General features: G+C 68.5%; 38 protein-coding genes and 1 tRNA gene. 6 read left to right on the forward strand and 33 right to left on the reverse strand.

Features of this window, described 5'->3' with window-relative positions:
• Positions 1-122: 122 nt before the first annotated feature.
• The 25 genes from secY to C3L37_RS02095 form a co-directional block, all read right to left on the reverse strand.
• Positions 123-1,595, reverse strand: a complete 1,473-nt coding sequence (gene secY / locus C3L37_RS01975) for a preprotein translocase subunit SecY (RefSeq protein WP_129112936.1) — start codon at positions 1,593-1,595, stop codon at positions 123-125.
• 285 nt (positions 1,596-1,880) lie between these two features.
• Positions 1,881-2,384, reverse strand: coding sequence for an uL15m family ribosomal protein (locus C3L37_RS01980; protein WP_129112937.1), 504 nt, complete (start codon positions 2,382-2,384; stop codon positions 1,881-1,883).
• Positions 2,384-2,848: a 50S ribosomal protein L30 gene (locus tag C3L37_RS01985; RefSeq protein WP_129112938.1), complete on the reverse strand. Its 465-nt coding sequence runs from the start codon at positions 2,846-2,848 to the stop codon at positions 2,384-2,386. The genes C3L37_RS01980 and C3L37_RS01985 overlap by 1 nt, the downstream gene beginning before the upstream one ends.
• Complete coding sequence (locus tag C3L37_RS01990) at positions 2,848-3,492, reverse strand: 30S ribosomal protein S5 (RefSeq protein WP_129112939.1); 645 nt, start codon at positions 3,490-3,492, stop codon at positions 2,848-2,850. The genes C3L37_RS01985 and C3L37_RS01990 overlap by 1 nt, the downstream gene beginning before the upstream one ends.
• Positions 3,489-4,052, reverse strand: coding sequence for a 50S ribosomal protein L18 (locus C3L37_RS01995; protein ID WP_129112940.1), 564 nt, complete (start codon positions 4,050-4,052; stop codon positions 3,489-3,491). Before C3L37_RS01995 ends, C3L37_RS01990 begins: the two co-directional genes overlap by 4 nt.
• Positions 4,052-4,513 (reverse strand): 50S ribosomal protein L19e, encoded by a 462-nt coding sequence (locus C3L37_RS02000; RefSeq protein WP_129112941.1) that lies wholly within the window; start codon positions 4,511-4,513, stop codon positions 4,052-4,054. The genes C3L37_RS01995 and C3L37_RS02000 overlap by 1 nt, the downstream gene beginning before the upstream one ends.
• Complete coding sequence (locus C3L37_RS02005) at positions 4,510-5,214, reverse strand: 50S ribosomal protein L32e (RefSeq protein WP_129112942.1); 705 nt, start codon at positions 5,212-5,214, stop codon at positions 4,510-4,512. Before C3L37_RS02005 ends, C3L37_RS02000 begins: the two co-directional genes overlap by 4 nt.
• A complete protein-coding gene (locus C3L37_RS02010) occupies positions 5,215-5,778 on the reverse strand; it encodes a 50S ribosomal protein L6 (protein ID WP_129112943.1) in 564 nt (187 codons plus the stop codon).
• Between the two features lies 1 nt (position 5,779).
• A complete protein-coding gene (locus tag C3L37_RS02015) occupies positions 5,780-6,172 on the reverse strand; it encodes a 30S ribosomal protein S8 (protein ID WP_129112944.1) in 393 nt (130 codons plus the stop codon).
• Between the two features lie 2 nt (positions 6,173-6,174).
• Positions 6,175-6,351 carry a 30S ribosomal protein S14 gene (locus C3L37_RS02020; RefSeq protein ID WP_129112945.1) on the reverse strand — a complete coding sequence of 59 codons (177 nt, stop codon included), beginning with the start codon at positions 6,349-6,351 and terminating at the stop codon, positions 6,175-6,177.
• Complete coding sequence (locus C3L37_RS02025; RefSeq protein WP_129112946.1) at positions 6,348-6,884, reverse strand: 50S ribosomal protein L5; 537 nt, start codon at positions 6,882-6,884, stop codon at positions 6,348-6,350. The genes C3L37_RS02020 and C3L37_RS02025 overlap by 4 nt, the downstream gene beginning before the upstream one ends.
• On the reverse strand, positions 6,881-7,615 hold the full coding sequence (locus C3L37_RS02030; protein WP_129112947.1) for a 30S ribosomal protein S4e: 735 nt from the start codon (positions 7,613-7,615) through the stop codon (positions 6,881-6,883). Before C3L37_RS02030 ends, C3L37_RS02025 begins: the two co-directional genes overlap by 4 nt.
• Positions 7,612-7,974, reverse strand: a complete 363-nt coding sequence (gene rplX, locus C3L37_RS02035; RefSeq protein ID WP_129112948.1) for a 50S ribosomal protein L24 — start codon at positions 7,972-7,974, stop codon at positions 7,612-7,614. The genes C3L37_RS02030 and rplX overlap by 4 nt, the downstream gene beginning before the upstream one ends.
• A 3-nt stretch (positions 7,975-7,977) precedes the next feature.
• Positions 7,978-8,376, reverse strand: coding sequence for a 50S ribosomal protein L14 (locus C3L37_RS02040; protein ID WP_129112949.1), 399 nt, complete (start codon positions 8,374-8,376; stop codon positions 7,978-7,980).
• Complete coding sequence (locus tag C3L37_RS02045) at positions 8,376-8,828, reverse strand: 30S ribosomal protein S17 (protein WP_129112950.1); 453 nt, start codon at positions 8,826-8,828, stop codon at positions 8,376-8,378. The genes C3L37_RS02040 and C3L37_RS02045 overlap by 1 nt, the downstream gene beginning before the upstream one ends.
• Positions 8,819-9,388 carry a ribonuclease P protein component 1 gene (locus C3L37_RS02050; protein WP_129112951.1) on the reverse strand — a complete coding sequence of 190 codons (570 nt, stop codon included), beginning with the start codon at positions 9,386-9,388 and terminating at the stop codon, positions 8,819-8,821. Before C3L37_RS02050 ends, C3L37_RS02045 begins: the two co-directional genes overlap by 10 nt.
• 1 nt (position 9,389) lies before the next feature.
• Positions 9,390-9,608 (reverse strand): 50S ribosomal protein L29, encoded by a 219-nt coding sequence (rpmC, locus tag C3L37_RS02055; RefSeq protein ID WP_129112952.1) that lies wholly within the window; start codon positions 9,606-9,608, stop codon positions 9,390-9,392.
• On the reverse strand, positions 9,608-10,609 hold the full coding sequence (locus tag C3L37_RS02060; RefSeq protein ID WP_129112953.1) for a 30S ribosomal protein S3: 1,002 nt from the start codon (positions 10,607-10,609) through the stop codon (positions 9,608-9,610). The genes rpmC and C3L37_RS02060 overlap by 1 nt, the downstream gene beginning before the upstream one ends.
• On the reverse strand, positions 10,609-11,085 hold the full coding sequence (locus tag C3L37_RS02065) for a 50S ribosomal protein L22 (protein WP_129112954.1): 477 nt from the start codon (positions 11,083-11,085) through the stop codon (positions 10,609-10,611). The genes C3L37_RS02060 and C3L37_RS02065 overlap by 1 nt, the downstream gene beginning before the upstream one ends.
• A gap of 3 nt (positions 11,086-11,088) precedes the next feature.
• Positions 11,089-11,511, reverse strand: a complete 423-nt coding sequence (locus C3L37_RS02070) for a 30S ribosomal protein S19 (protein ID WP_129112955.1) — start codon at positions 11,509-11,511, stop codon at positions 11,089-11,091.
• Complete coding sequence (locus C3L37_RS02075) at positions 11,508-12,239, reverse strand: 50S ribosomal protein L2 (RefSeq protein WP_129112956.1); 732 nt, start codon at positions 12,237-12,239, stop codon at positions 11,508-11,510. The genes C3L37_RS02070 and C3L37_RS02075 overlap by 4 nt, the downstream gene beginning before the upstream one ends.
• Before the next feature lie 2 nt (positions 12,240-12,241).
• A complete protein-coding gene (locus C3L37_RS02080; RefSeq protein ID WP_129112957.1) occupies positions 12,242-12,493 on the reverse strand; it encodes a 50S ribosomal protein L23 in 252 nt (83 codons plus the stop codon).
• Between the two features lie 58 nt (positions 12,494-12,551).
• Positions 12,552-13,298 carry a 50S ribosomal protein L4 gene (gene rpl4p, locus C3L37_RS02085; RefSeq protein ID WP_129112958.1) on the reverse strand — a complete coding sequence of 249 codons (747 nt, stop codon included), beginning with the start codon at positions 13,296-13,298 and terminating at the stop codon, positions 12,552-12,554.
• Between the two features lie 3 nt (positions 13,299-13,301).
• Positions 13,302-14,318, reverse strand: a complete 1,017-nt coding sequence (locus C3L37_RS02090) for a 50S ribosomal protein L3 (RefSeq protein ID WP_129112959.1) — start codon at positions 14,316-14,318, stop codon at positions 13,302-13,304.
• A 4-nt stretch (positions 14,319-14,322) separates the two neighbouring features.
• A complete protein-coding gene (locus tag C3L37_RS02095) occupies positions 14,323-15,207 on the reverse strand; it encodes a putative RNA uridine N3 methyltransferase (protein WP_129112960.1) in 885 nt (294 codons plus the stop codon).
• 242 nt (positions 15,208-15,449) lie between these two features.
• Between C3L37_RS02095 and C3L37_RS02100 the strand changes: the two genes are divergently transcribed.
• Positions 15,450-15,520, forward strand: a tRNA-Gly gene (locus C3L37_RS02100).
• A gap of 271 nt (positions 15,521-15,791) precedes the next feature.
• Here the strand turns inward: C3L37_RS02100 and C3L37_RS02105 are convergent.
• Together C3L37_RS02105 and C3L37_RS02110 are read right to left on the reverse strand one after the other, a co-directional pair.
• Positions 15,792-16,103, reverse strand: a complete 312-nt coding sequence (locus C3L37_RS02105; RefSeq protein ID WP_228546081.1) for a hypothetical protein — start codon at positions 16,101-16,103, stop codon at positions 15,792-15,794.
• Between the two features lie 99 nt (positions 16,104-16,202).
• Positions 16,203-16,448 (reverse strand): DUF7130 family rubredoxin-like protein, encoded by a 246-nt coding sequence (locus tag C3L37_RS02110; protein ID WP_129112962.1) that lies wholly within the window; start codon positions 16,446-16,448, stop codon positions 16,203-16,205.
• Between the two features lie 140 nt (positions 16,449-16,588).
• On the opposite strand from C3L37_RS02110, the gene C3L37_RS02115 reads away from it, so the two are divergent.
• Positions 16,589-16,900, forward strand: coding sequence for an MTH1187 family thiamine-binding protein (locus C3L37_RS02115; RefSeq protein WP_129112963.1), 312 nt, complete (start codon positions 16,589-16,591; stop codon positions 16,898-16,900).
• 51 nt (positions 16,901-16,951) lie between these two features.
• Here the strand turns inward: C3L37_RS02115 and C3L37_RS02120 are convergent, their stop codons facing one another.
• Positions 16,952-17,206 (reverse strand): glutathione S-transferase N-terminal domain-containing protein, encoded by a 255-nt coding sequence (locus C3L37_RS02120; protein ID WP_129112964.1) that lies wholly within the window; start codon positions 17,204-17,206, stop codon positions 16,952-16,954.
• A 94-nt stretch (positions 17,207-17,300) separates the two neighbouring features.
• On the opposite strand from C3L37_RS02120, the gene mch reads away from it, so the two are divergent.
• On the forward strand, positions 17,301-18,236 hold the full coding sequence (gene mch / locus C3L37_RS02125; RefSeq protein ID WP_129112965.1) for a methenyltetrahydromethanopterin cyclohydrolase: 936 nt from the start codon (positions 17,301-17,303) through the stop codon (positions 18,234-18,236).
• Between the two features lie 17 nt (positions 18,237-18,253).
• On the forward strand, positions 18,254-18,775 hold the full coding sequence (locus C3L37_RS02130; protein ID WP_129112966.1) for a hypothetical protein: 522 nt from the start codon (positions 18,254-18,256) through the stop codon (positions 18,773-18,775).
• Positions 18,776-18,876: 101 nt separating this feature from the next.
• Here C3L37_RS02130 and C3L37_RS02135 read toward each other — a convergent pair whose 3' ends face one another.
• A complete protein-coding gene (locus C3L37_RS02135) occupies positions 18,877-20,487 on the reverse strand; it encodes a GTPBP1 family GTP-binding protein (RefSeq protein ID WP_129112967.1) in 1,611 nt (536 codons plus the stop codon).
• Positions 20,488-20,623: 136 nt separating this feature from the next.
• On the reverse strand, positions 20,624-21,121 hold the full coding sequence (locus C3L37_RS02140; RefSeq protein ID WP_129112968.1) for a J domain-containing protein: 498 nt from the start codon (positions 21,119-21,121) through the stop codon (positions 20,624-20,626).
• An 83-nt stretch (positions 21,122-21,204) separates the two neighbouring features.
• Between C3L37_RS02140 and C3L37_RS24100 the strand changes: the two genes are divergently transcribed.
• The gene (locus C3L37_RS24100; protein ID WP_164974638.1) at positions 21,205-21,381 is read left to right on the forward strand and encodes a hypothetical protein; all 177 of its coding nucleotides are present in this window, start codon (positions 21,205-21,207) and stop codon (positions 21,379-21,381) included.
• A gap of 19 nt (positions 21,382-21,400) precedes the next feature.
• Here C3L37_RS24100 and C3L37_RS02145 read toward each other — a convergent pair whose 3' ends face one another.
• Both C3L37_RS02145 and pyrF read right to left on the reverse strand, forming a co-directional pair.
• Positions 21,401-22,246, reverse strand: coding sequence for a manganese catalase family protein (locus C3L37_RS02145; RefSeq protein WP_129112969.1), 846 nt, complete (start codon positions 22,244-22,246; stop codon positions 21,401-21,403).
• Between the two features lie 157 nt (positions 22,247-22,403).
• Positions 22,404-23,201, reverse strand: a complete 798-nt coding sequence (gene pyrF, locus C3L37_RS02150; RefSeq protein WP_129112970.1) for an orotidine-5'-phosphate decarboxylase — start codon at positions 23,199-23,201, stop codon at positions 22,404-22,406.
• A gap of 176 nt (positions 23,202-23,377) precedes the next feature.
• Between pyrF and C3L37_RS02155 the strand changes: the two genes are divergently transcribed.
• Complete coding sequence (locus C3L37_RS02155; RefSeq protein ID WP_129112971.1) at positions 23,378-24,343, forward strand: winged helix-turn-helix domain-containing protein; 966 nt, start codon at positions 23,378-23,380, stop codon at positions 24,341-24,343.
• Positions 24,344-24,413: 70 nt separating this feature from the next.
• On the opposite strand, the gene C3L37_RS02160 is transcribed toward C3L37_RS02155, so the two are convergent.
• Positions 24,414-26,015: an amidohydrolase gene (locus C3L37_RS02160; protein ID WP_129112972.1), complete on the reverse strand. Its 1,602-nt coding sequence runs from the start codon at positions 26,013-26,015 to the stop codon at positions 24,414-24,416.
• Positions 26,016-26,113: the final 98 nt, after the last annotated feature.

A 26,113-nucleotide genomic window follows, 5' to 3' on the forward strand; every position in this document is an offset into this window, starting at 1 on the left:
TTTTTTCGACGGCGTAACACGGACGTTTAGCGGTACTTGGTTCCGATTCGGCATTTCTCGCCACTACTGCTGACGAGGGATAATGTAAAAGCTTGGAAAACTGGGTACCCCAGTGGGACCCCTTAATCTCCAAACATCTGGCGCATCATCGGGTGCATCTCCATCAACTGCTCTTCCGCGATCTCCTCGTACAGCTTGTACGTGATCGAGACCGTGAGCAGCAGCCCCGTCCCGCCGACCTGTCCGATGGTGCCGAGCATGTTCGCCATGACGGCGAGCAGCCCCACGAGCGCGCCGCCGATGACGGTCACCTGCGGGATGTACCGCTCCATCACCTTCTCTATGACCTGCGGGTTCCGCCGGAAGCCGGGGATCTGCATCCCGGAGTTTTGGATCTGGCGGGCCGTCGCCTCCGGGCCCATCCCGGTCGTCTCCACCCAGAAGACGGCGAAGATGGCCCCGCCGATGACCATGAACGTCAGGTCGACGCCGATGCGGAGGAGCACCTCCCACGGCTCCGCGGAGGTCGTCCCGAGGAACCACGTCCACTCGTTGCGCGTCTGGATCGGATTGAGGTAGTAAAACAGCCCGGAAATAGGCTGCCCGTCCGAGCCGTACTGTCCCAACCACGCCGGCATCCCGCCCCCGAGCTGGCTGTTGAGGATCTGTCCGAGGAACTGGATGTTCGCCTGCAGCGCGCGCACGAGGATCATCGGCAGGACGGACGCGTAGATGAGCTTCACGGGGAAGCGCCCGCGAGCGCCCTTCACCCGCGCGTGCGACAGCGGAATCTCGACGCGGACGCTCTCGGCGTAGACGACGATGACGAAGATGAGAACCGTCGTGACGAGCGCGAGCACCTGCCCCTGATCGAGGAACAGCGCCTGCAACCCTTCGGACGTGAGCGGCGAGCCGATCGAGATGCTGCCGGTCGCGATGCCGATCCACGTCGGGATGAGCCCGTTCGTCTGCCCGAGCCCCGGCCAGGCGAACAGGCCGGCGACGAGCTGCTGGCTCACGCCGGCGATGATGAACAGGCCGACCCCGCTACCGACCCCCCACTTGCTCACGACCTCGTCCATGAACAGGATGAGGACGCCGCCGACGAAGATCTGCGCGAAGATGAGCGTCTCCACGCCGGTGGTGCCGATACCGAGCTGCTGGCCGACGGCCGGATCCGCCGGCAGGAACCCGCCCGCGAACACCATCGGAAAGCCGGTGAGAACGACCATCACGACGACCAGGAGCTTCTGGAGGCCCTGATAGAGCACCTGATCGCGCGGGTCGTTCGTGTCCAACCCGAGCAGGTCCGCGCCGCCGAGAAGCTGGAGCACGATGCTCGCCGTGACGATCGGTCCGATCCCCAATTGGAGGATCGACCCCTGCGATCCGGCGAGGATCGAACGGAACTGCCCGTAGAGGTCGCTTTCACCTCCCGTCTGCAACCCGAACAGGGTGATGTTCGTTAGGAAAAAATACATGACGAGAATCCCAGCAGTCCAGCCCAACTTCCGCTTGAAGGGGATGTGTCCCTCCGGGCGCTGGACTGCCGGCATCCGCGTCAGCACGGGTTCGGCAGCTTCTTTCCATCCCATATACCGAGATACTTCGTACGGGGCTTTGTAGGTGCTTCGTTTTACACCCTCAGACGAGTTTCCAAACTACTGACGGATGGCTGCCACCCGACCGCCGCCCGTCCGACGGACCGCCTCGCGCATGTCGACCGTCGGAGACGTTCGCGAGTGTCGCGCGCGACGCCTCCGTCTCGCGACACTCGACGATCTACCGCGAGACGACCCACCGCGACGACGGTCCGGCGGCGCAAGGGCTCGGCGATTCAGCGGCGTCGATCGAAAAAGACGATCCGTCCGAATCCGACGTTACTCGGCGGCGTCTGCGTCGCCTTCGGCGCTCTCTTCTTCCGTTTCTTCTTCGGCCCGCTTCGCGCGCTCCGTCAGTTCGACGCTACCGCCGGCTTCTTCGATGAGTTCGACGGCGCTCGCCGAGAAGGCGTCGGCGATGACGTGCAGTTCGCCGCGGACCTGCCCGCTGCCGAGCACCTTCACGACGTCGACGTCGTGGCCGTCCTCGACGACGTCGCGCGCGTCGATGCGGTAGGCGTCGCCGTCCGCCTCGGCGAGGCCGTCCGCGGCGAACAGCGCCGCGTCCTCGTCGAGCTTTCGGACCGTGATCTCCGCGACGGCGGGGCGGATTCCCTGCGGTCGCTTGAAGCCATGCTTGCCGAGCGGCTCGTAGTTGTGGAACTCGTGTTTCGCGCGCCCGGCCCGGCCGCGGCCGCCGCGGTGGCCGGCCCCGCGCCGGTTCTTGTGCGTCCCGCCGCCGTGCGTGCGGGAGCCGCGCTGTCGTCGCTTCTTGCTCGTCATTATCGCATCGCCTCCAGGAGTTCGTCGATCCCCTCGGTGGTGTGCTTGCCGAGCTGACCGCCCTCCTTGGTCGGGTGTTTGATGCCCCGGTGACCGCCGCGCGGGGGGTGCAGCCGAAGCGCCGGGGAGAGCCCCTGCTCGCGCAGCGTCGTCTCCTCGGCCGCGAGGGCGGCCGCCAGCGACTCGACGTCGTCGTAGTCGGTGTTCTCTGTGACCCAGTCGTCGTCGACCGTCGCGTCGCCTTCGAGGGGCTCCGCGCGCGTGCGCAGGAGGGTGGCCACGACCTCCTCGCTCGGCTCGCCGTGGGCGACGAAGTCGTTGACCTTCGTCACCATCCCCCGGTACGCGTCCGTCCACGGGACGAACGCGCAGTGGTTGACCGAGTGGATGTTGAGCATCGAGAGGGTGTCTTCCACCTCGCCGCTCATGTTCACGTCGCCGCGGAGCTGCACGACCGCGCGCATCACTCGCTCACCTCGCGCTGCACTTCGCGGGCGCGCCGCGGCGTCCGCGACTGCGAGGCGTTCCGCAGCGCGTTGTACGTCGCCTTCGCGAGGTTGACCGTCGTCCGGGTGTTGCCGTTCGACTTCGTCCAGGCGTCTTCGACGCCCGCGAGTTCGAGGATGCTCCGGACGGTCGGCGCGGCCGCGAGCCCGAGCCCCATCGGGGCCGGGATGATCTCGACGGTGACGCTGCCCGCCTTCCCTTCGGCCTTGCGGGTCAGAGAGTGCGTGCCGCCGGCCCGGTCCTCCCAGGAACCGGAGCCGCGATCGACCTTGATGATGTTCAGCTTCGCCACCTCGATCGCCTTCTGGATCGCCGAGCCGACCTGGTCGTCGCGGGCCTCGGCGTAGCCGAGGAATCCGTCGCGGTTGCCGACGGCGACGACGCACCGGAACTTCACCCGGCGGCCGGAGTCGGTCATCCGCTGGACCATGTTGATGTCGAGCACGTCGTCGTCCAGCCCCGGGAGGAGCTGGTCGACGATCTCGGGCTCCTTCAGCGGCAGGCCGGAGTCGAGGGCCTGCTGCATCGACGTGACGTCGCCCTCCTGTACCATGCGGCCGAGCCGCGTGCGCGGCTCCCAGCCGTTGTTGTTTCTGCTCATGCGTCGTCCTCCATCTCTTGCAATCGTTCGAGCACGTCGTCGAAGTGCTCGGGCAGGTCGCGGGCGTCGAAGTCCCCGCCGTAGAGCGGCTCGTCGAGCCCCTCCGCGTACTCGGCGATGTGCTCGCCGCGGTTGCGCGACCAGTCCGCCAGCACGCTGTCGTTGTGGGGGATGTCGAGTCCCGCGTCGATCGCTCCTTCCTGTACCGCGAACACCTTGCCGCCGGGCGTCGCCGTGTTCAGCCCGATGTCGAGGACGGCCTCCTCGACGCCGGCCGACAGGGCGCGCTTGCCCGCCAGATACCCCGTCAGGTACGCGCTCGGGAGGTTGCCCGTCGGGGCTTCCCAGCCGTACTCGGCGAGGTCGGCAGACGCGGCGCTCGCGTGCGTTTCGTCGCCCTGCGGACCGGGTGTGATCAGCTGCGCCCTGACGTGCTTGTTGCTCACGCGAGCAACGAGGCGGGGCTTGCCCGATTTCAGCAGGCGCAACCTCTGGTGGTAGTCGGTCCGGACCTCGCGGCGACGCCGCATCGGCACCTTGTACCGTGGTCCTGTTGCCATTATTCGTCCTCCAAGTCGATTCCGTAGTTGTTCTCCGCGTACGCTTCGAGCCGGTCCACGCTCTCGAACTCGCCGCCGCTCGCCTTGTTGTACAGCTCGCGGTACTGCGTCCGGTTCAGCGTGCCGTCGTCGCGAAGCTCCTTCAGACGACGACGCTGGGCGCGGATCCGGCTGATCCATGCCTTCTTCGGGTTCTGTCGGCCGCCCTTCTTCCCCCTGCGGGAGCCGGGGCCCTTGCGGTGGCCGTAGGAGCGCTTTTCGGCGCGCTCGCGGGCGCGACCGCGGGAGTTTGTCTTCGCGGTCTTCTCGCTTATGGTCCCCTGATCGATCAGGGTACGCACGTCCTCGCGCGTGATCGCCTCCTCGATGTCGTCCTGGGCCTCCGGATCGAACCAGACCCGGCCCTTGCCGACGTCGAGGATGTCGGCGGCCATTCGTCTCTGTGCTGTCAGATCTGTCATTCTTCCACCTCGACTTCGACGTAGGTGGGGTTGAGGACGCGGATCTCGCGATCCTCCGCGACCTCCTCGATGCGCTCGCGCTTGCGAGCGCCCACTTTGCTCGCGATGCGGACCGCCTGCGTGTCCGCGTCGACGCCTTCGAGGTCGTCGACGTTGTTGACGCGGACCTCCTCGAAGCCGCTCGGGTGCAGGCCGCGGGCGGCCTTCGGCGTGCGGTAGCCCGCCTCGACCGTGTCGCCTTTGCCCTTGATCCCGCGGCGCTGCTTCGAGAGGTTGCCGCGCGGCCGACGCCACGAGGTGGGCGTCCGCTTTTTCATGTGGTAGTCCTGCCGCTTGAACGCCGGCTTGCCCTCGCGGTGCTTCTGGGCGAGCGCGCGGGCCTTCTCGTCGCTGAGCGACGGCGTCTTGTCCGCGTGACCGCGCGGACGGAGCTCCGTCTCGACTTCTTCTTCGGGTTCTTCTTCTTCGGGCTCTTCGACCTCCGCCTCGGTCTCCTCTGCGACCTCGAGACCGCCGACGTCGGCTTTGATACGCGCGGCGAGCGCGTTGCCGATGCCCTCGACCTCCGCCAGTTCGGACTGGCTCGCGGCCGTCACGTCCTCGACGGACTCGTACCCGGCGTCGCGGAGCGCGTCCGCCTTGCTCGGGCCGACGCCGCTTATGTCTTCGAGCTCCTGGATCTCGGTTTCCTCGTCGGACATCTACGCACCACCTGCCTGCGGTTTCTCGGTGATGTAGACGCCGTCCTGGAACACGCGCGTATCCTTGTCGGTGACGCGCGTGAGCTGTTCGATGGCGGCGGCGGTCTGTCCGACGTCCTCCTTGCTCGGACCCGTCAGAACGACCTCCTCGCCGTCGACCTGTACTTCCGTGTCTCCGCGGACGTTCGTCTTCCGCGGCGACTTCTCGCCGAGGAAGTTGTTGATGACGACCTCGTCGCCCTCGACCCCGACCTGCATCGGGAAGTGGGCGTAGTAGACCTCCATCCGGTACTCCCAGCCCTCGGTGACGCCGTGGATCATGTTGCGAACGTGGCTCTCGAACGTGCCGACGGTCGCGTTCGTCTTCGCGTTCTCCGTGTCGCTCTCGACGACGACCACGTCGACGCTGTCGCCGTCGTCGCTCTCCACGGTCTCGACGCTGACCGAGACGTCGGGGTACCAGAGGCGCTTCGTCACGCTCCCGTTCGGTCCCTCGACGGTCAGCTCGAGGTGGTCGACCTCGGCGGAGACGTCGTCCGGAATTTCGATTTCGACTCGACTCATGTTAGTAGACGTATGCGATTACCTGTCCACCGATGCCCGCCTCGCGGGCGTCGTAGTGGCTCATGACGCCGTGGCTCGTCGTGACGATGAGCGTCCCGTAGTCGCGGGCGGGGAGGAATCGCTTCTCCCACTTCTCGTACTCGTCCGCACCCGCGGAGTAGCGGGGCTTGACTGCGCCACACCTGTTGATCGCGCCTTTCAGTTCGACCTCGAACCGCCCGGCCTTGCCGTTGTCGACGAACTCGAAGCCGTCGATGTACCCGCGGTCGTAGAAGACCTCGAGGACGGAGCCGATGATGTTCGAGGCGGGCTCTACCGTGTGTTCCAAGTGCCCGACGCTCTCGGCGTTGTCCACGCCGGAGAGCGCGTTGCTGAGTGGGTCGTTGCCTGCCATGGTTATCGGTACTTCTTGAAGCCCATGCTTCGGGCGACCTCGCGGAAGCACTGTCGGCACAGGTAGATGTCGTACTTGCCGACGAGCCCCTGCTTGCGGCCGCAGCGTCGGCACTCGTTCTCCTGGCCGGTGCGCTGCGTCGCGTGCTCGCCCGTGGCTTCGCTCTCGCTTTCGCTCATTCGTTCTCGTACACCTCCACGTCGAAGGTCGATTCGAGGAACGCGATCGCGTCCTCGGGCGTCAGACGGTGGGCCGCCGGAATCGAGCGGTTCGCCTGATCGCGCTTTTTCACTCGGTAGCCGGGGCGGACGAGGTTGACCGTCACGTCCAGCCCGTAGATTCCGATGTTCGGGTCGTACTCCTGGCTCGGGAACTCGGTGTGCTCTTCGACGCCGAAGCTGAAGTTGCCGGTGTCGTCGAACTGCGAGCGCGAGAGGTCCGCGAGCGGCAGCGCCGTCTCGAGGAACTCGTGGGCGCGCTCGCCGCGGAGCGTCACCTTCGCGCCGATCGGCGTGCCGGGGCGGACGCCGAAGTCCTGCCCGGCCCGCTTCGCGGTCGTTCGGACGCTCTCTTGTTCCGTGATCTCCTCCAGGATGTCCTCCGCGTTCGCGAGCTCGCGGCCGCCCTCGCCGACGCCCATGTGGACGACGACCTTCTCGATGCGGGGGCGACGCATCTCGTGGAACTCGCCTTCGCCTTCGGCTTCGCTCATTCGTTCTCACCCCCGGTGGTGACGGCGGCGTCGCCGCCGGTGAAGTTCTCGTCGATGACGACGACGTAGTCGGCGACCGTCTCGAAGCCGCCGTCCTCCTCCGTCACGCGCACCGTGTTCGGTCCGCTGCCGGCGGTGACGGTGATCTCCTCGACCTCGCCGATCTCGCCCGCGTGCGTGCCGGCGACGGCGGTCACGAGCGCGCCCTCCTCGTACGGGAAGTGCGCGACGACGTCCTTCGTCTCGTTGTCGACGACGATCGAATCGCCCGCGCTGTACTCGCCGGCCTCGTCCTCGCCGACGCGGATGTTCGCCCCGTCGTGCAGCGACAGCTGGAAGTCTCCGCCCTTCACCTGCCGCTTGCCGACGATCTTGCCGAGGCGGCTGTCCGCCGCGTCGGCGTCGATGGCCGTCAGCGCGAGCCGACCGCCCTCGTCGGGGAAGACGCGGTAGTACTCCTCGCGCTCCGTGAAGGCGAGGATGTCGAACATCCCGATCGGGCGGCGCACGTCGGAGACGTCGTCCCCATTGACCAGGACGGTGCCCTGGTTCAGCGCGTAGCGCGCTTCCTTCTTGGAGTTAACGTAGCCGAGCACGTCCCGCAGCAGGATGAGAAGCGGGACGCCGGCCTCGCCGTGCGGACCCGCGCCGGCTTTGACCGTCCACGTCGCTTCCTTCCGTTCGACCGGCCAGGAGTTCGGTACCGAGAGTCGTTTCTGGTGTTTCGTCATTCGTTACGCTCCTCTCCTTCGAGACGCGCCTCGCGGCGGCCGTCTTCGAGGTCCAGTTCGGTCACGCGGACGTTGCTCGCGTCGAGCGGTCGCGGCGTCTCCTCGCCGTCCGCCTTCTCGACGGTGGCTCCCTCGACGTAGACGACCTCCCGCTTGAGGTCGACTTCGATGACTTCGCCCTCCTCGCCGGCGTAATCGCCGCGCAGGATCTCGACCGTGTCGCCCGCGTTGACGCGAACGTTGCGTCGGCCGTACTCCTCGCGGAGGTCGTCCGACAGCGTCGCGCGGACCTGGCTGTGCCGCTCGTGCAGCGGCGCGTCCCGTCGCTTCGTTCGCTGTTTGCGTGGTTGCTTGCTCATGGTCTATACGATCATCGTCGCGGTGCTCGCGATGCTCCCGAAGCGCTCTGCGACCTCGCGCGCGATGGGGCCCTTGATCTCGGTCCCGCGGGGCTCTTCCATCTCGTCGATGACGACGGCGGCGTTGTCCTCGAACTTCACGCGCGTCCCGTCCGGCCGGCGGATCGGCTTCCGCTGGCGGACGACGACGGCTTCGAGCACCTGCCGGCGCATCTCGGGCGTCCCCTTGGTGACCGAGACGGTCACCTTGTCGCCGACGCCCGCTTTGGGGTGTCGGTTCTTCGTCCCGGAGTAGCCCGCGACGCTGATCACTTTCAGCTCGCGAGCCCCGGTGTTGTCCGCGCACGTGACGAGCGAGCCGCGTTCGAGGCCCTGCGTGACGTCGGCTTTCAGCGCCTCCATCAGTCGTCACCTTCCGGGCTCCGGTCCGCGGACGCGCCCTCGGTCACGTCGCCGGTCGTCTCCTGCGTCGCCTCGTCGGCGTGGCCGGTCAGCTCGGCCGCGGTCAGCGCGTCGGCCTCGCTCACGACCTCGACGACGACGTGCGATTTCGTCTTCGAGAGCGGTCGGGTCTCCGCGATTCGTACTTCGTCACCGACGGAAAGCGGCTCCAGCACGCCCGGCACGTGCGCTGGGATGCGCGAGCGCCGCTTCATGTAGCGGTCGTACTTGGGTACGCGAACGTCGTACTCCCGCTCGACGATGACGGTCTTTTCCATGTCCGTCGAGACGACCGTCCCTTCGAGGGTCTGACCTCGAACGGACAGTCGCCCGTAGAACGGACACGTCTCGTAGTCGTAGTTGTCCGGGTCCTCCGGTTCCGGAGGCATCGGAACGTCTAATCCTATCGCCATTTCGAATCACCTGTGGTTTCGGTGCGCAAGGCGGGTCGTGAGAGCAATCGTGCGCCATCCACCGTAACGTAGACCGCGCCCTCGCAACCGCCCGACTGACCGGCGCGGACGCCGGCAGTTTCCGACGGAAGTTCGGACGCGGACCCCGGGGCCTTTCGACCGCCGGCGGCTTCATCTGTGCGAGACGGCCCATCGCCGTCGAGCTCATCTGTGCGAGCCGGTTCATCACCGGCGAGATCATCTGTGCGAGGCGGCCCGTCGCCGCCGAGCTCCTCTGTGTTCTCCAGAGACGGCCCGTCGCCGTCTCTGTCGTCTTCGAGCGCGAACTCGAACGTCGTCCCCCGCTTCGGCACCTGCCGCACCCGAGACCCGCCCGCGTCGACGTCTTCACCGAGGACGCGCCGGGCCCTCGGCGCGCCGGTGTCGACGTGCAGCGTGTTCATCGTCTCGATGACGACACGGCCGGCTATCCCGACGAGGTCGGGGTTTGCGGCGTCGACCACCCGAACCGGGAGGCCGTTGAGTTCGTGTCGCGTCAGGGTCTCGGGCGTGAGCGGCATGTTACTCGGTCTCTTCGTCGAGGTCGCCTTCTTCCCGCTGGATCGTCTTGATCCGCGCGATCGTCCGGCGCAGCTCGCCGATCCGGCCGGGGTCGTCCGGCGCGCCGCCGGCGGCCTGTACGGCCTTCGCGTTGAGCAGCTCCGTCTCGAGCTCTTCGAGTTCGGCCTCGCGCTCCGCGGGCGTCATGTCGCGGATCTCCCCGGTGTAGAGGATGGCCATTACTGCTCGCCCTCCTCGTCGTCCGACTCCATCTCCGCGACGAGGTCCGCGGCCTCCTGTTCGACCTCCTCGTCGAGCTCGGAGAACGAGGCGTCCGCGTCGTCGGTCGCCTCCGCGCCCTCGTCGAGGGCCGGCTCTTCGTCCTCCACGTCGCCCGGTCCGACCGGCTCCTCCTGCGGGTCGGGTTCGGCGCTCTCGCTCCGGGAGGCGACGTCGCCGGTCTCTTCTACGACCTCTTCGACGACCTCCTCGTCGATGGCGTCCTCGGCGGACTCCTCGTGGGAGTGCTCCGCCGGAACCTGCTCGCTTTCGGCCCCGGCGTCCGGCACCTTCTCGTCTTCGGGCTCTTCGAGGAGTCCCTCGACGCCTTCGGTCTCCGCGACCTGCTCGACCGCCTCGACCTCAACGTCCTCCGCGACGGCGAAGTCGTCCGGGAGCTCCGCGCCCGGCGGGATGATCTTCACCGTCACGCCGATCGTGCCGAGCTTCATCACGGCGACGCCCTGACCGGTCTCGACGACCGACTGGGCGGGCTCGCCGTTGTGCTTGATGTAGCCGCGGTTGAACTTCTCGTCGCGCGAGCGCGCGCCGGTGACCTTGCCGTTGAGCTTGATCTCCGCGCCGAGCGCGCCCGCGTCCATGATCCGGTCGATCGTGGTGTGGCCGGCCTTCCGGAAGTACCAGCCGCGCTCCAGCGCGTTGGCGAGGCGGTCCGCGACGATCCGGGCGTTCAGGTCCGGCTCGTCGACCTCCTGGACGTCGATCTGCGGGTCGTCGAGGTCGAAGCGCTCGCCGAGTTCGCGCGTGATCTTCCGGATGTTCTTGCCGCCCTTGCCGATGACCATCCCGGGCTTTTCGGCCTTGAGGACGATCTGCGTCCCCATGGGCGTCTTCGCGACTTCCATGCCGCCGTAGCCCGCGCGGCCGAGCTCGGAGGCGAAGAACTCGTCGATCTGGGACTTCTGGAGCCCGTCCTCGATGAACTGCTGTTCGTCCGCCATCAGTCGTCACCCTCCGTCTCGTCGACCTCCTCGATGACGAGCTCGATGTCGCAGAGCGTCGTGTTCCACGGGTCCGCGCGACCCATCGCCCGGGGCTTTCGCCCCATGCGCTCGCCGACCTTGTGGGGGGCGACGTGCGCGATGCGCATCGATTCGCCCTCGAACCCCTGTTCGGTGGCGTTGTTGCGCGCGTTCTCGATGAGCTTCAGGAAGTCCTTCGAGGCCTTGTTCGGGTACCGTCCTGCGTCCCAGCCGTCGATGTCCTTTCGGTGACCGACGCCGCTGTTGTGCTGCTTGAACGGGACCGAGCGCTCGCCCGCGATGACCGCTTCGAGGTGTTCTTCGGCCTCGGCGACGGTCATCCCCTTGATCACTCGGGCGATGGCCTTGCTGTGCTTGAGGCTTACGGGCCGCTCCCGGAGCATGGCTCTCGCCGTCGTGTCCGGGTCGGCCTCGACGCTGTAGTTGATTCCCATGGCTTACTTGAGTGGCACGAACTTCGAGGACCGGGTCGCGCCGATGCCGGCCTGCCCGTGCTCGACCGACGTCCGGGTGAGCTGGAACTCGCCGAGGTAGTGGCCGATCATCTCCGGCTGTACCTTGACGCGCTCGAACTCCTGACCCGTGTAGACGGCGAAGGTGAGGTCGACGAACGAGGGGAGAACCGGCATGTCCCGGAGGTGCGTCCGAACCGGGTCGTTCGCGGTCTCCTCTTCGGTCTTGCCCTCGATCTTCTCGAGCAGCTTCTCGTGTTCGACCGTCAGTCCTCGTTTGATGGTTCGCCGCTGTCGAGCGGGGAGCAATTCTGCGACCTCGTCAAGCTCCATGTCCTGCAGCTCGTCGAGCGTGTGACCGCGGTAGGTGAACTCACCCTCGCGGCCGGTGCGGTACTCTGAACTCATTTGTTGCCTCCTTTGCCGCCGCGGCCGGTGCGCTTCGAGGCGATGTCACCGACCTTCCGTCCCGGCGGCGCGTTGCGCGAGACGCTCTTCGGCTTGCCCGGGTGCTGGCGGCCGCCGCCGCCGAACGGGTGGTCGACGGCGTTCATCGCGACGCCCCGGACCCGCGGGTACTTCGTCCCGCGCGCTTTCAGCTTGTGGTACTTGTTGCCGGCCTTGACGAACGGCTTCTCCGTGCGCCCGCCGCCCGCGACGACGCCGATGGTCGCCCGGCACTGCGGGTTCAGCCGCTTGACCTCGCCGCTCGGCAGCTTCACGACCGCGACGTGGCGGTCGTGGGTGAGAAGCTGTGCGCTCACGCCGGTCGCGCGGGCGAACTTGCCGCCGTCGCCCGGCTTGCTCTCGACGTTACACACCGGGATCCCCTCGGGGATCTCGGCGAGCGGGAGCGTGTTGCCCGGCTTGATCTCGGCGCTGACGCCGACCTGGATCTCGTCGCCGACGCCGACGCCTTCGGGCGCGAGCACGAGGCGTCGGTCACCGTCTTCGAACTCGACCGCCGCGAGCGGCGCGCTCCGGGCGGGGTCGTGCTCGATGTCGACGACCGTCCCGGAGACGGTGTCTCTGTCCTCCGACTTCTTGTGCGAGAGGTCAGCCTTGTAACGGTGCGACGGGGCCCGGAACGTCGGGCTGCCGCGGCCGCGTCGTTGACCCTGAATTCTGCGTCCCATGGTCAGAACACCCCGATTCGCGAGGCGATCTCCTGGGCGTCGTCGTCCGCGCCCAGCGTGACGGTCGCCTTCTTCTTCCCCTTCGGCGTGACCTGCGTGTTCACCTTCGTGACGGTCACGTCGTAGCGCGATTCGACCTCGTCTTCGATCTCCGATTTCGTCGCGTCGAGGTGGACGACGAACTGGAGCTTGTTGTCGAAGTCCATCTCGTTCATCGCCTTCTCGGTGACGAGCGGGTGTTCGATCACGCTCATCGGCTCTCACCTCGGGTGAGAACGACGAGGTCGTCGCGCGCGAAGCGTACGACGGAACTCATCGGTTCGCCACCTCCTCGACCGCGCTCTCGGTGAAGATCGTCAGCCGGCCGGCGTGGGTGCCGGGCGCGAGGTCCTCGGCGTTGACGTCCGCCGCGGTCGCGACGTCGGCCCCGGCGAGGTTTCGCGCCGCCTTCGACGGCTCCTCGCTCGTGACGAAGAGGATCGACTTGGGCCGCCGGTACTTTCGGCCGCGGGTCTTGCCCCGGCCGGCCTTCACCTTCCGGTTTTCGTCCGAGCGCTCGACGTCGGCGTGGACGCCGAGCGCTTCGAGGAGTTCGACGACCTCCCTCGTCTTCACGAGGTCCTCGAACTCGTCGCTCACGACGAGCGGGAGTTCGACGTCGTCGTCGAAGCGGTGGCCGCGCTCGCGGACGAGGTCCGCGTCGGCCGTCGCGGCGATGGCGGATCGCGTGGCGAGTTGCCGCTCCTTCTTGTTGATTCCTTTGCCCTGTTCCTTTTCGGCCTTCGGCGGGTGCGCCTTGCGCCCCCCGACCGTCTGGGGGACGCGTCGACCCCGGCCGTTCTCGCGCGGTACGTGCGCGAGACCGCGGCCGCTGCCCAGCGATTCCGCCGGGGTTCGCATCCCGGCGTACGGGTCGGCTCCGTAGGCCTGCTTTCTGTTTGCCTGCGCGGCGAGGACGGCGCGCTTTATGAGATCCGGCCGGTACGGCGTCTCGAAGACCGCCGGCAGGTCGAGCGTGCCCGCCTCCTCGCCGTTCAGGTCGCGTACTGTTGCTTCCATGATTTACCCCTGATTGGATGCTGTGGAGACGTGGCGCACCTCGGGATCGAGGCGCGGTTGATCGTTCGGCCGGATGGCCGGGCGGAACCGGAGGAGTCGCTTGTTCGGTCCCGGCAGCGATCCCTTGACGAGCGCGTACGGCCCGTCGACCTCGCCGTAGTTGACGAAGCCGCCCTCGACGGTGGCCTCGTCGCCGTCTCCGACGTCGATGAGTCGCTTGTTCAGCTCCGTGCGCTGGTGGTACCCCGTCTGCCCCTGCTGGGGGACGGTCGAGCGCACGCGGCTCGGGTTCCACGGGCCGAGGTTGCCGATGCGCCGTCGCCACCCCTGTCGGGCGTGTTTGCCCTTCCGCTTCTGGACGCCCCAGCGCTTTACGGGGCCCTGGGTGCCCTTCCCCTTCGTGACGCCGGCGACGTCGAGGTACTCGCCGGCGCGGAACACGTCGGCCATGTCGTACTCGCCGCCGTCTTCGAGGAGCGAGAGCGCGAAATCGGCGCGCTCCTCGACGGAGCCGCCGCCGACGCGCGTCTCCATCACGTCGGGCTTCTTCTTCGGCACGTTCTTGAGCCCGCTCGGGACCGTGTGGGTGATGACGCGGAGGTCGTCGACCCGCCCCCCGTCGACGAGGGCGCGGAGTTCCTCCGAATCCTCCCCGAACGTGTCCTCGGACGGCAGGTCGAGGACGCGGTCGAGGTCGTCGTCCAGCTCGGACGCCCACACCTCGGTGAGCGGTTTCAGTCCGTACGGCGTCTCTTCATAGGCTCGCAGCGCGACCGCTCGCATCGGCGGCACCTCGACGACCGTGACGGGCACCGACTCCTCCATCCCCTCGCGCGGGGAGTTGGACTCGTCGTTGACCATCACGACGTGGGTCATGCCGGCCTTGTAGCCGGCGAAGCCCTGCAGCGCGGGCGACCCGTCGTCGTCGGGCCACGACTTGATGCGAGGGACCTCGCTGGTCGCACGCTTGCGTGGACCGTAGCCCAGCGAGCCTTTTCGTGGTCTGCTTGGTTGTGGCATTGTGTCACTCCGTGAGTGTCAGACAGCCGAGAGATGCGAACATCGCCTCTTCGGTTCGCACGACCTCGCTGCCCTGTCGCGGAATCGTGTTCAGCCAGAGGTCGAACCCGGCTTCGGAGTCGGGTCCGACGTGTCGCCCGTCGCTACCGACGGGTCCGCCTCCCTCGCCGGTCGTCCCGGCGGGGATGTCCTCGACGTCGACGCCGAGGATGTCCGGAAGCCCCCGTTCGGGCGCCCCGAAGGCGACGGTCATGCCGCCTTCGAGGGACCCGGCCAGCGCCGAAAGCCGCGTCACGGACAGCTTCTGCCCGTGACGCGACGTCGCGATTCGGACGCCGGCGCCCTCACGGCCGAGCGCTTCCGGGAGGTCCGCGCGCTCGACGACGAACCCCGGCGGGGCCTCGTCGACGATCCGCGCGCGAACCGGCTCTCGCGAAGAGATCCTGACGGTGACGCGCTCCCCCTCCTCGACCTCCATTCCGGAGGGGACGAAGAGGGAGATCGGGTGTTGCAGTCCGCAATTGACCCGGACGCGGCCTTCAGGTCCGACCTCGGTCACGATTCCCTGTGTTGACGACCCCGAACCGTCGGGTTCGGAGCCGGTCCGTGGCGAGACGCGCAGGGGCGGGAGCACGCCGACGTACCGCAGTTCGTCGCGTTTTCCCCACGCCTCCTGTCGGAGGTAGGGGGGCGTCGCAGCGTACTCCAACACGGTAGCGACGAACTCGCCGCCCCAGCGTCGCTCGCCTTCCCGGTCGGGGAAGACGACCAGTCTGTCCGCCCGGAACACCGCCGCCGCGCGGGCGACGTAGCCGAGTTTGCGAGTGGCCTCGCGTTGATCCTCGGCCTCCCGGACGAGCGAGGACGGAACGCAGACGGTGAGCGTCATGTCCGTCCTTCGGCGTCTCGCCACTAGACTGTGGCGATTGTACCGGATACGCCCCTAAAAGGGTAGCGAAATGCGGACGCGACTGTCAGGCCCTCACATGACCGAATACGGGAGTTTCTCTCGTTTCGGTGAATGAGAGCTACCCCCACGCCCGCTATCGATTCAAGAGGATTTCGGAACCCTTAATACTCAATCGCCAGTTAGAGACGAACGCAGCAACGTGGCGCTGCGACGCGCGACGGGCGCTGGTAGTGTAGTGGTATCACGTGACCTTGCCATGGTCACAACCTGGGTTCAAATCCCAGCCAGCGCACTTCTCTACGTTCAGCACCCCGAGCGGCGAGTTTCATCTCGACGCGAGGCTTTGATTTCGTGAATGCGGAACCCCGGGATTTGAGCAGAGAAGTCGCAGCCCGCACAGCGGGCGAAGCGAACGAGCAGGACCGTCTTCGCGAGTTCAAATCCCAGCCAGCGCACTTCTCCCGAACTCACTTCCGTGAGCGACTGTACTGTCGATCGGCACTTCGAGTGATGGCGTCCGCGAGACGCTGGGATTCGAATCGCTCACACGAATCGAGCGCGGTCTAGGAGCGGTCGCCTCCCGCCTCCCGGTCCGCGTCGTCCTTCGCGCCGGAGTCGAGTCCGAGCGAGATGGTGTTCGCCGTCTCGATCCGCGCTACGTCGTCGCGCTCCGTGAGCGCGGCGACCGACGTCTCGGGGACCGTCACCAGCACCGCGTCGAACCCGAGGTTGCGGTCGACGTCCCCGTCGAGGTCGGCGATCGCCTCCTCGATCGCGTCCGGGTCGGCGGACGCGGCGCGTTCGACGACGAGCGGCACCGACTCGCCGGGCGTCGGGTCGTCCCTGATCCGTCGAACCGGGTGCGAGAGGTACACAGGTCCCCTTCGGCTCCGCGGCGACAAAAGCTCGGCGCCGACGGATCTCGGCGTCGCGCCCGTCAGTTCTCGTCGCCCCCGCCGGTTTTCTTCGGCCCGTCAGTCCTCGGTCCAGTAGTAGAGATCCTCGCGGCCCGCGCCGCAGTTCGGACACTCGCTCGGGAACGCTTCGAGGTCGCCCGTCTCGCCGCAGTCGAGACAGCGCCAGACGAGGTACGCCTCGCCGAACTCGTCCGTCGTGCGCTGGTTCGCGACCGAGACGCCGCGCGGGATCGCCCCGGCGGAGGTGCGGTCGCTGGTCGTTGTCGGTCGTCGGCCGGGGTCGCTCGTGAGCGGCTGCGCCATGATGATACATAGACGCGCGTCGGAAGCATAACGATCGCTGACTGGGGGCTGACGGATTCGGTCTCGGACTCGTCGCCCCCGCGGATCTCCGCCGCCGCCGGCCCCGCAGACTTAGGCCGCTGGCGGACGAGAGGTGAGGTATGACAGTCATCGCGCTCCTGAGCGTCGCACCGGTCACCGAAGGCAGCATGGCGGAGGAGGTCGCGAAGGCGGTCGCCGCCCTCGACGACTTCGACGTCGGCTACGAGACGAACCCCATGGGAACGGTCGTCGAGGCAGACGACGTGGACACGCTGCTCGCCGCGGTCGCCGCCGCGCACAACGCCGTCGACGCCGACCGGGTGAGCACGTTCCTGAAGATCGACGACAAGCGAACCTCGACCGAGGGCGCGCGCGAGAAGGTCGAGGCCGTCGAGCGGGAACTGGGGCGGGAAGCGCGGAAGGACCGATAGCTGGCCACCCCGACGACTGGGCGAACGACGTTTTCGTCGAGCGCCCGGCGATCAGCCGTAGTGTTCGTCCAGGTACGCGACGATGTCGTCGCTCTCGTACATCGCCTCCTCGCGTCGGTGATCGACGAGGTAGGGGATCTGATCCCGCCCGCCGAGCGCCGTCAACTCCCCGTGCGTCCCCTCGTTCAGTACGTCCCCGTCGTGGGTTCTGGGGTTGTGCGCGACGTACGAGACGCCCAGTTCGCTCAGCTTCTCGCGCACGTTCTCCGAGTAGGGACAGCCCTCCGCCTGGTACAGTTCGAGCATGGGCGTGCGGAGGCACGGGAGCGAGGCGGATAGGATCGACGGCCGTCCCGGGCGACTAACAAACCCTTTAGCCCGGTCCGCTCGAACGCCGCGTATGGACAGCATCAACCGGATGGCGATCGAACTCGTCGACGAGGCGCTCGACTTCGCCGACGAGCTCGGGATGGTCGCCTACGAGCTCGACTCGGGGGCGACGGTGCTCGACTTCGGCGTCGACGCCGACGGGGGGATCGAGGCGGGGCTGTTGCTCACGGAGATACAGACGGCGGGGCTGGCGACGATCCAGACCCGCATGGGCGACGTGGCCGGCGCACCGCTGCCGCACGTCGAACTCGCGACCGACCACCCCGGCGTCGCGCTGCTCGGCTCGCAGAAGGCCGGCTGGGAGCTGGAGTTCGGCGACTTCGACGGCCTCGGCAGCGGCCCGGCGCGCGCGCTCGTCGGGGAGGAGACGGACTTCGAGCGCCTCGGCTACTACGACGAGTTCGACCTCACGGTCCTCGCCGTCGAGAGCGTCGACCTCCCGACCGACGAGGTCGCGGCGCACGTCGCGGACCTCGCGGGCGTCGCGGAGACGGCGGTGTTCCTGCCCGCCTACGCCACTGGCAGCGTCGCGGGTAGCGTCTCCATCGCCGCCCGGGCGGCCGAACTCGCCGTGTTCCGGCTGTCGGAACTGGGCTACGATCCGCTGGACGTGCTGTCCGTCTCGGGGAGCGCCCCCGTCGCGCCCGTCAGCTACGACGAGGGCGTCGCCATGGGCCGGACGAACGACGCGCTCGCCTACGGCGGGCGGGTGTACCTGCACGTCCGCGAGGGGTTCGACCGCTTCGACGAGGTGCCCTCGACCGCGGCCGACGAGTACGGCACGCCGTTCGAGGAGATCTTCGAGAGCGCCGGCTGGGACTTCTACGACCTCCCCGAGACCGTCTTCGCCCCCGCGCAGGTGACGATCGACGTGGCGAACGGCCCGACGCACGTCCACGGCGCGACGAACGAGGACCTGCTCGCGGCGTCGTTCGACCTGCGGTGAGTCGGGGCAGGTGAGCGATGCGATTCAAGCCCGTTCCCGAGCCGCCGGCCTCGCTGGACGCCGTCGCGACGGCGCAGCGCGCGGTTCCCCTCGTGCCGGGGTCGGCGGACGACTGCACGCGCCGGCTCGCGCGCCGGCTGGACCTCCCGGGCCGCGACGCCGCCCGGACGTGGCTCGCCTTCCTCCGGGCGCTCGAACTGGCCGAGCGGACGCCCTCGGGCTACAGACGCGTCCGTATCGAGCCGACGCCGGAGCGACTGCGCGACGCGTTCCGCCGCCGCGTCTTCGGGGCCGAGGAGGCGCTCGCGGCGCTCTCGGCGGCGGACGAGCCCCGAACCGCGGACGAGGCGTTCGAGGCGCTCCGCGACCGGGTGCCCCGGTGGGAACACTACCGGGATCCTTCGGGGTGGGAAGCCGCCTGGCGCGAGCGGACGGCGCGGCTCCTGACGTGGCTGGCGCTGTTAGATCTCACGGAGGCGGTCGACGGCGGTTACGTCGCGTCGAAGGATTCGAGTGACGGCACCGATTCGTTCGAGTGACGCCGACGGACCGTTCGAGTGACTACACCGAGTCGGTCGAGCGACGGCGACGGGAGGTGCGCCGCGTCTCCCGTTCCGTCGTCAGTCGCGGTACGCTCCCCTCACTCGCGGTACACCCTCGTCACGGTGCCGACGCCCTTGCTCTGGCCCTCGCGGAAGACGAACCGTTGTCCCTCCTCGATCAGGTAGGGGCGGAACTTGAACTCGATGCGGGCGCTTCCGGTGTCGCCGGGCAGGAGACGTCCGCCGTCGGGGCGGAAGACCGCGGCCTCGCTGACCGTTTCGAGGTGGATGACGGGCTCGTAGCCGGTGCCGATGCGGGTCGGGTGGTTGAGCACCATCACGTCCGCCTCGAACGAGCGGACCGGCCGGGGGTCCGACTCCGGCGGCGCGAGCACCATCCCGCGCTCGATCTCGGCCTCCTTGACGCCTTTGAGCGCGATCCCGACGATTCGGCCGGCCTTCGCCTGATCGACGCGGTGGTAGTGCATCTCGATGGAGCGGACCTCGACCTCGCGGAACCGACCGTCTGGCATCGGTCCGAGCAGGAGTTCGTCGCCGGCCTCGACGCTGCCGGACATCACCGTGCCGGAGGCGACCGCGCCGACGCCCGTGACGCTGTAGGAGCGGTCGATGTACATCCGGAACTCGCCCGGGCGGTTGTTCGTCTTCGGGAGGCGCTCGAAGAGGCGGTCGAGGGAGTCCAACCCCTCGGTCGTGACCGCGCTGGTCCGGAGGATCGGGACGACGGAGTCGCTGATCTCCTCGATCGCCGCGTCGACGCCGTGGCGTTCGATGCGCAGCGGCGTCCGACCCACGTCGCGGAGCAGACGTTCGACCTCGCGTTCGACCTCGGCGACGCGCTCGTCGGCGACGGCGTCCACCTTCGTGATGGCGACGATGGTCGGGAGTTCGGTCGCGAGCAGGATGCCGAGGTGTTCGCGGGTGGTCTTCGTCGGGCCGTCGTCCGCGGCGACGACGAGCAGGCCGTAGTCGAGCTTCTGGCCGACGAGCCCCCGGATCGTGGTTCGGAGCCACGGCTCGTGGCCGACGGTGTCGACGAACGAGACGAGGCGGTCGGCCTCCTCGACGACCTGCGCGCGATCGGACTTGCGGTGCGGGTTGTCCATGTGGACCGGGCTGCCGTCGTCGAACCCGTAGACGGCGTACGAGAGGTCCGCCGAGAGTCCCCGCTCGACCTCGTGGGGCTGGACGTCGAGGAAGCTCCGGGTGCCGCCGTCGCCGTCGTCGGCCTGCCCCGTGACGAGCGAGCCGACGAGCGTGCTCTTGCCGTGGTCGACGTGGCCGGCGGTGCCGACGACGATGTGCTCGTCGTCGGTTTCGAGCATCGCGCCCTCCCGCACCGTGGCGACGCCGACGAGGCCGCGCTCGGGCTCCGCGCCGACGCCCCACGTCTCGACGTTTTCGATGTGCGCGCCCGCCTCCTCGGCGAGCAGCGAGAGCACGTCCATCGACTCGGAGAACGCCGAGGGCGGGATCCCCGCGATGCCGCCGTCGTCGGTCACGCCGACGACGTAGGTCGCCTCCCCGTCGCCCGAGAGCACCCGGTGGCGAAGCTGGGCGGCGAGGCTCTCCATCCGTCCGCTCGCGAGGTGGACGTCGCGGGAAAGCCGTTCTTTGAATTCGATGGGGCCGCCTTCCTCTTCGCCGCGCTCTAGGGCCTCCTCCAGGATGGCCCGGTCCGCGCTCATGGGCGCGGGTAAGGGAGCGTTTACTAAAACGCTTTTCGTGCCGTGTCTTCCCGTATCACTGTAGGTCTCACGAGCGGTACGTATCAGATCGTGTGGGGTCGGTCCCGGCGACGGGGACCGACCCACCTCGCCGCGGTCACTCGACGAGCGTCTCGTACGCGCGGTTGACCCGCTTGAACGACTCCTCGTCGCCCGAATCGGTGTCCGGGTGGACCTCTTTCACCTTGGCGCGGTAGGCGCGCTTTACCTCCTGCGCGCTCGCCCCCGGCGCGAGACCGAGAATCCGGTACGCTTCCGCCCGCGTCGGTCCCCGCCTCGCGCGCGCCGTCGCCGCGCCGCCAGCGGCACCCGCGGTTCTCGCTCGGTAGTAGTTCTCGCGCGCGTCGCTGCGCCGCGCCCCGGCGCTCGGACCCCCCATTCCCGAGCGTCCGCGCGCGCCCGGGAAGCGGACGCGCCGGTGCATCCGCTCGGCCATTCGACCGGTAGCCTGATACCACATGAAGTACGCCGTCGCGCCGAAGGCGGCCGCGAGAACGAGCAGAAACGGCTGGTACGCGAACGCGAGCACGACCTGTAACGCGGTGAGACCGACGAACACCGACGCGAGCCCGAGGACGAGTCGATCGCGGTCCACAGAGCGGGTAGGGAGCGAACGAACGTAAGCGTCCCGTCCGCACGGGCCGTGCGCTAAAAGTAGCCGGGGATCGAAGCGCGGGCATGAGCGTCACCGGCGTCTGTCAGATCTGTGAGGCGGCCGAAGCATCGCACGCCTGCGACCAGTGCGGCGCGCTCGTCTGCGAGCGCCACTTCGACCGCGAGCACGGGGTCTGTACCCGGTGTGCGGCGTCGGTCCGCGGCGACGACGACGTCGGTCCCGGAACCGGGATGCGGTAGGGGGTTCCTCGGGGCGGCCTCAGTCCTCCCCCCGCGGCGTCGGGTCGTCGTGGGTCCGCGGATCGGGCGCGCCGATGTCGGGGTCGCCGCCGGCGAGGTCGCGCTGTCGGACGTGCGAGAACCGCCCCTCGCCGTCCATCGAAGTGCCCTGCGTCCACGGCGCGTCGGAGTCCGACCCCCCGTCCACGTCCGTGGTCATGAACGCGTAGTTGAACTCCTCGTTCTCCTCCGCGTCGGGGAAGCTGTCGGGGATGGGGAACACCTCGAACGGATCGTCGGTCTCGCCGAGATCCTGCAGCACCGTGAGCCACTGGTTCTGGTGCATCGTGTCGCGCGCGATGAGGTACGAGAGCATGTCCTTCATGCCGGGATCGTCGGTCATCTCCCAGAGCCGCGTCGCCAGCAGGCGGCCGGTCGACTCGGCCATGACGTTCGCCGTCATGTCGGCCGCGAGGTTGCCGCTCGCGACGACGTAGTTCCCGTTGAACGGGACGCCGTCGCTGTCGACCGCCATCGCGTGCAGTCCCGAGGAGAGCACCTGACGGGGCTGGATGCCGTTCATCGTCCCCGCGCCGACCGCCTGCGTCATCTCCCCTTTCAGTTCGAGCGGCGCGCCTTCCAGGTTCTTCGCGACCGCCGTCGCGAGCATCTCGATGTGTCCCAGCTCCTCCGCGCCCGTGTTCAGGAGCATCCGCCGGTATTTTTCGTGCTCCGGCGGCAACGCCCAGGCCTGAAACAGGTACTGCATGGCGACCCGCATCTCGCCCTCGACGCCGCCGATCGCCTGCTGGAGCATCTTCGCGAACACGGGGTTCGGGTCCTCGACTTCGACGTCGTACTGGAGTTTGTTTTCGTGGTAGAACACTGGCCTCCACCACGGGAACGAACAGCGAAGGGCGAAATAAATTCAAGTATCGTACAATACTGCGAATTGTGTCGACGCGGCGAGAGTCACTCGCCCGACACGGAGCGAACGGCGGGTCCTCGGTCGGTGCCGACGGTATCGCTCGACGCTGTCGGCCTCAGCGGTGTCGGTTCAGCCGGTCGCGGAGCCGTTTGGCCGCCCTCCCGGCCGCTTTCTCGAACCCTTCGCCGGCACCGTCGCCCGCGAAGATGATCCCGCGCGAGGAGTTGACGAGGCCGACCCCGTCGGCCAACCCGTGCGTCACGGCGGCTTCCGCGTCCCCGCCCTGCGCGCCGACGCCGGGGACGAGAAACGGCAGGTTCGGCACCCGCTCGCGCAGGTCTTCGAGCTCCTCGGGTGCGGTCGCGCCGACGACGAGCCCGACGTTGCCGCGCTCGTTCCACAGGTCGGCGAGGGCGGCCACCCGCTGGTAGACGGGCTCGCCGGAGGCGAGTTCGAGGTCCTGGAGGTCCGCTCCGCCCGGATTCGAGGTTCGACAGAGGACGAACACGCCCTTGTCCGCCCGCGAGAGAAACGGCTGGAGTGAGTCGCGGCCCATGTAGGGATTGACGGTGATCGCGTCCGCCTCGTCGAGGAGCGCCGCGTACTGCCGCGCGGTGTTGCCGATGTCGGCGCGCTTTCCGTCGAGGAGGACCGGCACGCCCTTGCCGTGGGCGTAGGCGATCGTCTCGCGGAGCGATCGCCAGCCCGCCGCGTCCTCGTAGAACGCGGCGTTCGGCTTGTAGACGGCGGCGTACTCGTGGGTCGCGTCGATGATCCGGCGGTTGAACGCCCAGCGCGGCAGGTCCTTCTCCCGTAGGTGCTCGGGGATTCGCGCCGGATCCGGATCGAGGCCGACGGAGACGACGCTGTCGGTGCGCGCGATTCGATCGCGGAGGCGGTCGAAGAAGCTCATCACCGAAAGGTGGCGCGAACGTGGACTAAGTGTTGCCCTTTTCTACGGATCCGCGCTTCGAGCCGTCCGTGCGATTCGGCGCGGCGGACGCGCCCAGCGCGCGATTCCTGAAATCCGTTTCTGTAACGGAGTCGAGGGAGGGAACTGTTTTCCCGGACGACGCGGTAGTAATTGACATGAGTCACCCCGCCAAGGGTACGACGGCGGAGCCGCCGGAGGCGACTGGCCTCTCCCCCGCCGAGGCGTTCGCGCTCCTCGGCAACGACACGCGGATCGAGATCCTGCAGGCGCTCCTCGACGCCGGCGGCGACGAGCGGCCCATCCCGTTCTCCGACCTGTACGAGCGCGTCGACATCGACGACAGCGCCCACTTCAACTACCACCTGAAGAAGCTCACGGACCACTTCGTCCGCCGGACGGACGAGGGGTACGAGTTTCAGTACCCGGGCCGGAAGGTCGTCCGATCCGTCTTCGCGGGGATGTTCACCGACAGCGCGCGGCTGGAGCCGTTCGAGGCTCCGGGTTCGTGCTACGACTGCGGCGGATCTCTCTTCGCGTGGTACCTCGACGAACACCTCACCATCGAGTGCGAGGCGTGCGGCGCGACGCACGTGAACTACTCGTTCCCGCCGGGCGGCCTCGACGACCGGACGCCCGGGGAGCTGCTGCAGGCGTTCCACCACCACGTCAGACACCACTACTGCCTCGCCGCGGACGGCGTCTGTCCGGAGTGCATGGGGAAGGTGGAGACGACGGTCTCCCGGACGGCGGAGTCGTCCGATCTCGACGTCGCGGTCGTCCACGAGTGCACCCGGTGCCGAAACCGGCTCCACTCGTCCGTCGGGTTGAACCTCCTCGACAACGCCGAGGTGCTCACCTTCCACGCGGAGCGCGGCGTCGACCTCAGCACCCGGCCGTTCTGGACGTTCGACTGGTGCGTGAGCGACGAGCGGACGACGATCCTCTCGGAGGAGCCGATGCGCGTTCGCCTCGACATCCCCTGCGGCGACGACGCGATGTGCATCGTCCTCGACGACGACCTCGACGTGGTCGACGTGGACGGCTGCGCGCGGCCGATCGAGGCGGACGGCGCGGGCGGAGCGGATCGAGCGCGCGAGACCGGCGGCGCGGACGACGACTGAGCCGTCCGGGAGCGACCGAGTCGCCGGGCATTCGCCGGCCGTCGCGGGCGCACTCATCGCGCCGACGCGCTCACCGTCCGTCGTAGACGACGTCGCCGTCGACGATCGTCATCGCCACCCCGGTCTCCGCGATCTCCTCGGGGTGCTCCCACGGGGAGCGCTCCAGCGCGACGAGGTCCGCCCGCTTTCCCGCCTCGACGGTCCCGAGACGCTCCTCGTCGAAGCCGGCGTACGCGGCCCCGAGGGTGTACGCGCGGAGCGCCTCGGTCACGGGGAGCCGCTGGCTCTCCGCGGGCGCGTTCACGGCGTGGTGGACGCCGAGGAGCGGGTCGAGCGGCATGCAGTCGCTCCCGAACGCGAGGGGTGCGCCGGCCGAAAGCAGGGCGGGGTAGCGGTTCGTCTCCGTCCGCCGGTCGCCGAGGCGGGCGTCGTAGAGGCCGCCCTCGCCGGCCCACTTGAGGAAGTTCGGCTGGACGGACGCGACGACGCCGAGGTCGCCGAACCGCGCGATCGCCTCGTCGCTCGCCAGTTCGACGTGCTCGACGCGGTGGCGCGACGCGCCCGGGTCCTCGCAGTCGGCGTAGGCGTCGAGCGCTGCGTCTATCGCCTCGTCGCCGATGGCGTGGGCCGCCACCTGGAAGCCGGCGGCGTCGGCCCGGGCGACGAGGTCCTCCAGCTCCGCCGGATCGACCACCCACTGGCCGGTCGCGTTCGGGTCGGCGCTCCCGCCGACCTCCCCGTCCGGACCGGCGTCGGCGTACGGCTCCGAGAGCTTCGCGGTCCGGCCGCCGAAGCTGCCGTCGGTGAACGTCTTGATCGCGCCCGTGCGGACCATCCCGCTGCCGTGGTTGGTTCGCAGGCCGGCCTCGATCAGGGCGTCGAGGTGGTCCGACCAGTAGTTGATCCGGACGCGGAGCGTGAGTTCCCCGGCGAGGTCGAGGTCGCGGTACGCCCGCGGGGCGTGCGACCTGCGGACCATGTCGTGGACGCCGGTCACCCCGCGCTCGTTGGCGGCCCGCTGGGCGGCCCGGACGAGCGCGATCGTCTCCTCGGGGCCCGGTTCGATCGCCCGGTAGACGACGTCCGCGGCCTCCTCGACGACGACGCCCGTCGCCTCGTCGCCGTCGCGGTGGACGTCTCCCGCGGGCATGCCGTCGACGAGTCGATCGAGCGCAACCGAGTTGAGCGAGGCGACGTGCATGTCCTCGCGGAAGGCGACGACCGGCCGTTCCGCGGAGACGGCGTCGAGGTCCTCGCGCCGCAGGTACCGGGGCTCGTCCCACCCGCTCTCGTCGTAGCCGAACCCGAGGATCCACTCGTCCTCGTCGCCCCCTTCGAGGTCCGTCGCGCGCTCTCGGAGGCGCGTCCGGCACTCCTCGGGGCCGCCCGCCCCGGCGAGGTTCGCGTGGACGAGGTACCGACCGGTCATGGGGAGGTGCGTGTGGGCGTCGACGAATCCGGGGAGGAGGGTGCGACCGTCGAGACCCACCACCTCGGTTTCGACCCCCGCGAGGAATCCGAGGTCGTACGCGGACCCGACCCGGACGATGCGACCGTCGCGGATCGCGACGGCCTCGTGGACCTCGTCGGCGTCGCCGTCGGATCTTCCGTCGGCGTCTGCGAGCGTGTGGACCTCCGCGTTCGTCAGGAGGAGGTCTGCGGCTTCGGTCATGGTGACCGTGGGGCGGTCGCGCGGCAAAACGGTTCGGGAACCGGCCGCAGCGTTCGACCGGCGCGATCGTTCGGTTCGACGGTTCCACGCCGTCCGCC

Origin of the sequence: Halegenticoccus tardaugens (assembly GCF_004116405.1) — an archaeon.
GTDB lineage: Archaea > Halobacteriota > Halobacteria > Halobacteriales > Haloferacaceae > Halegenticoccus > Halegenticoccus tardaugens.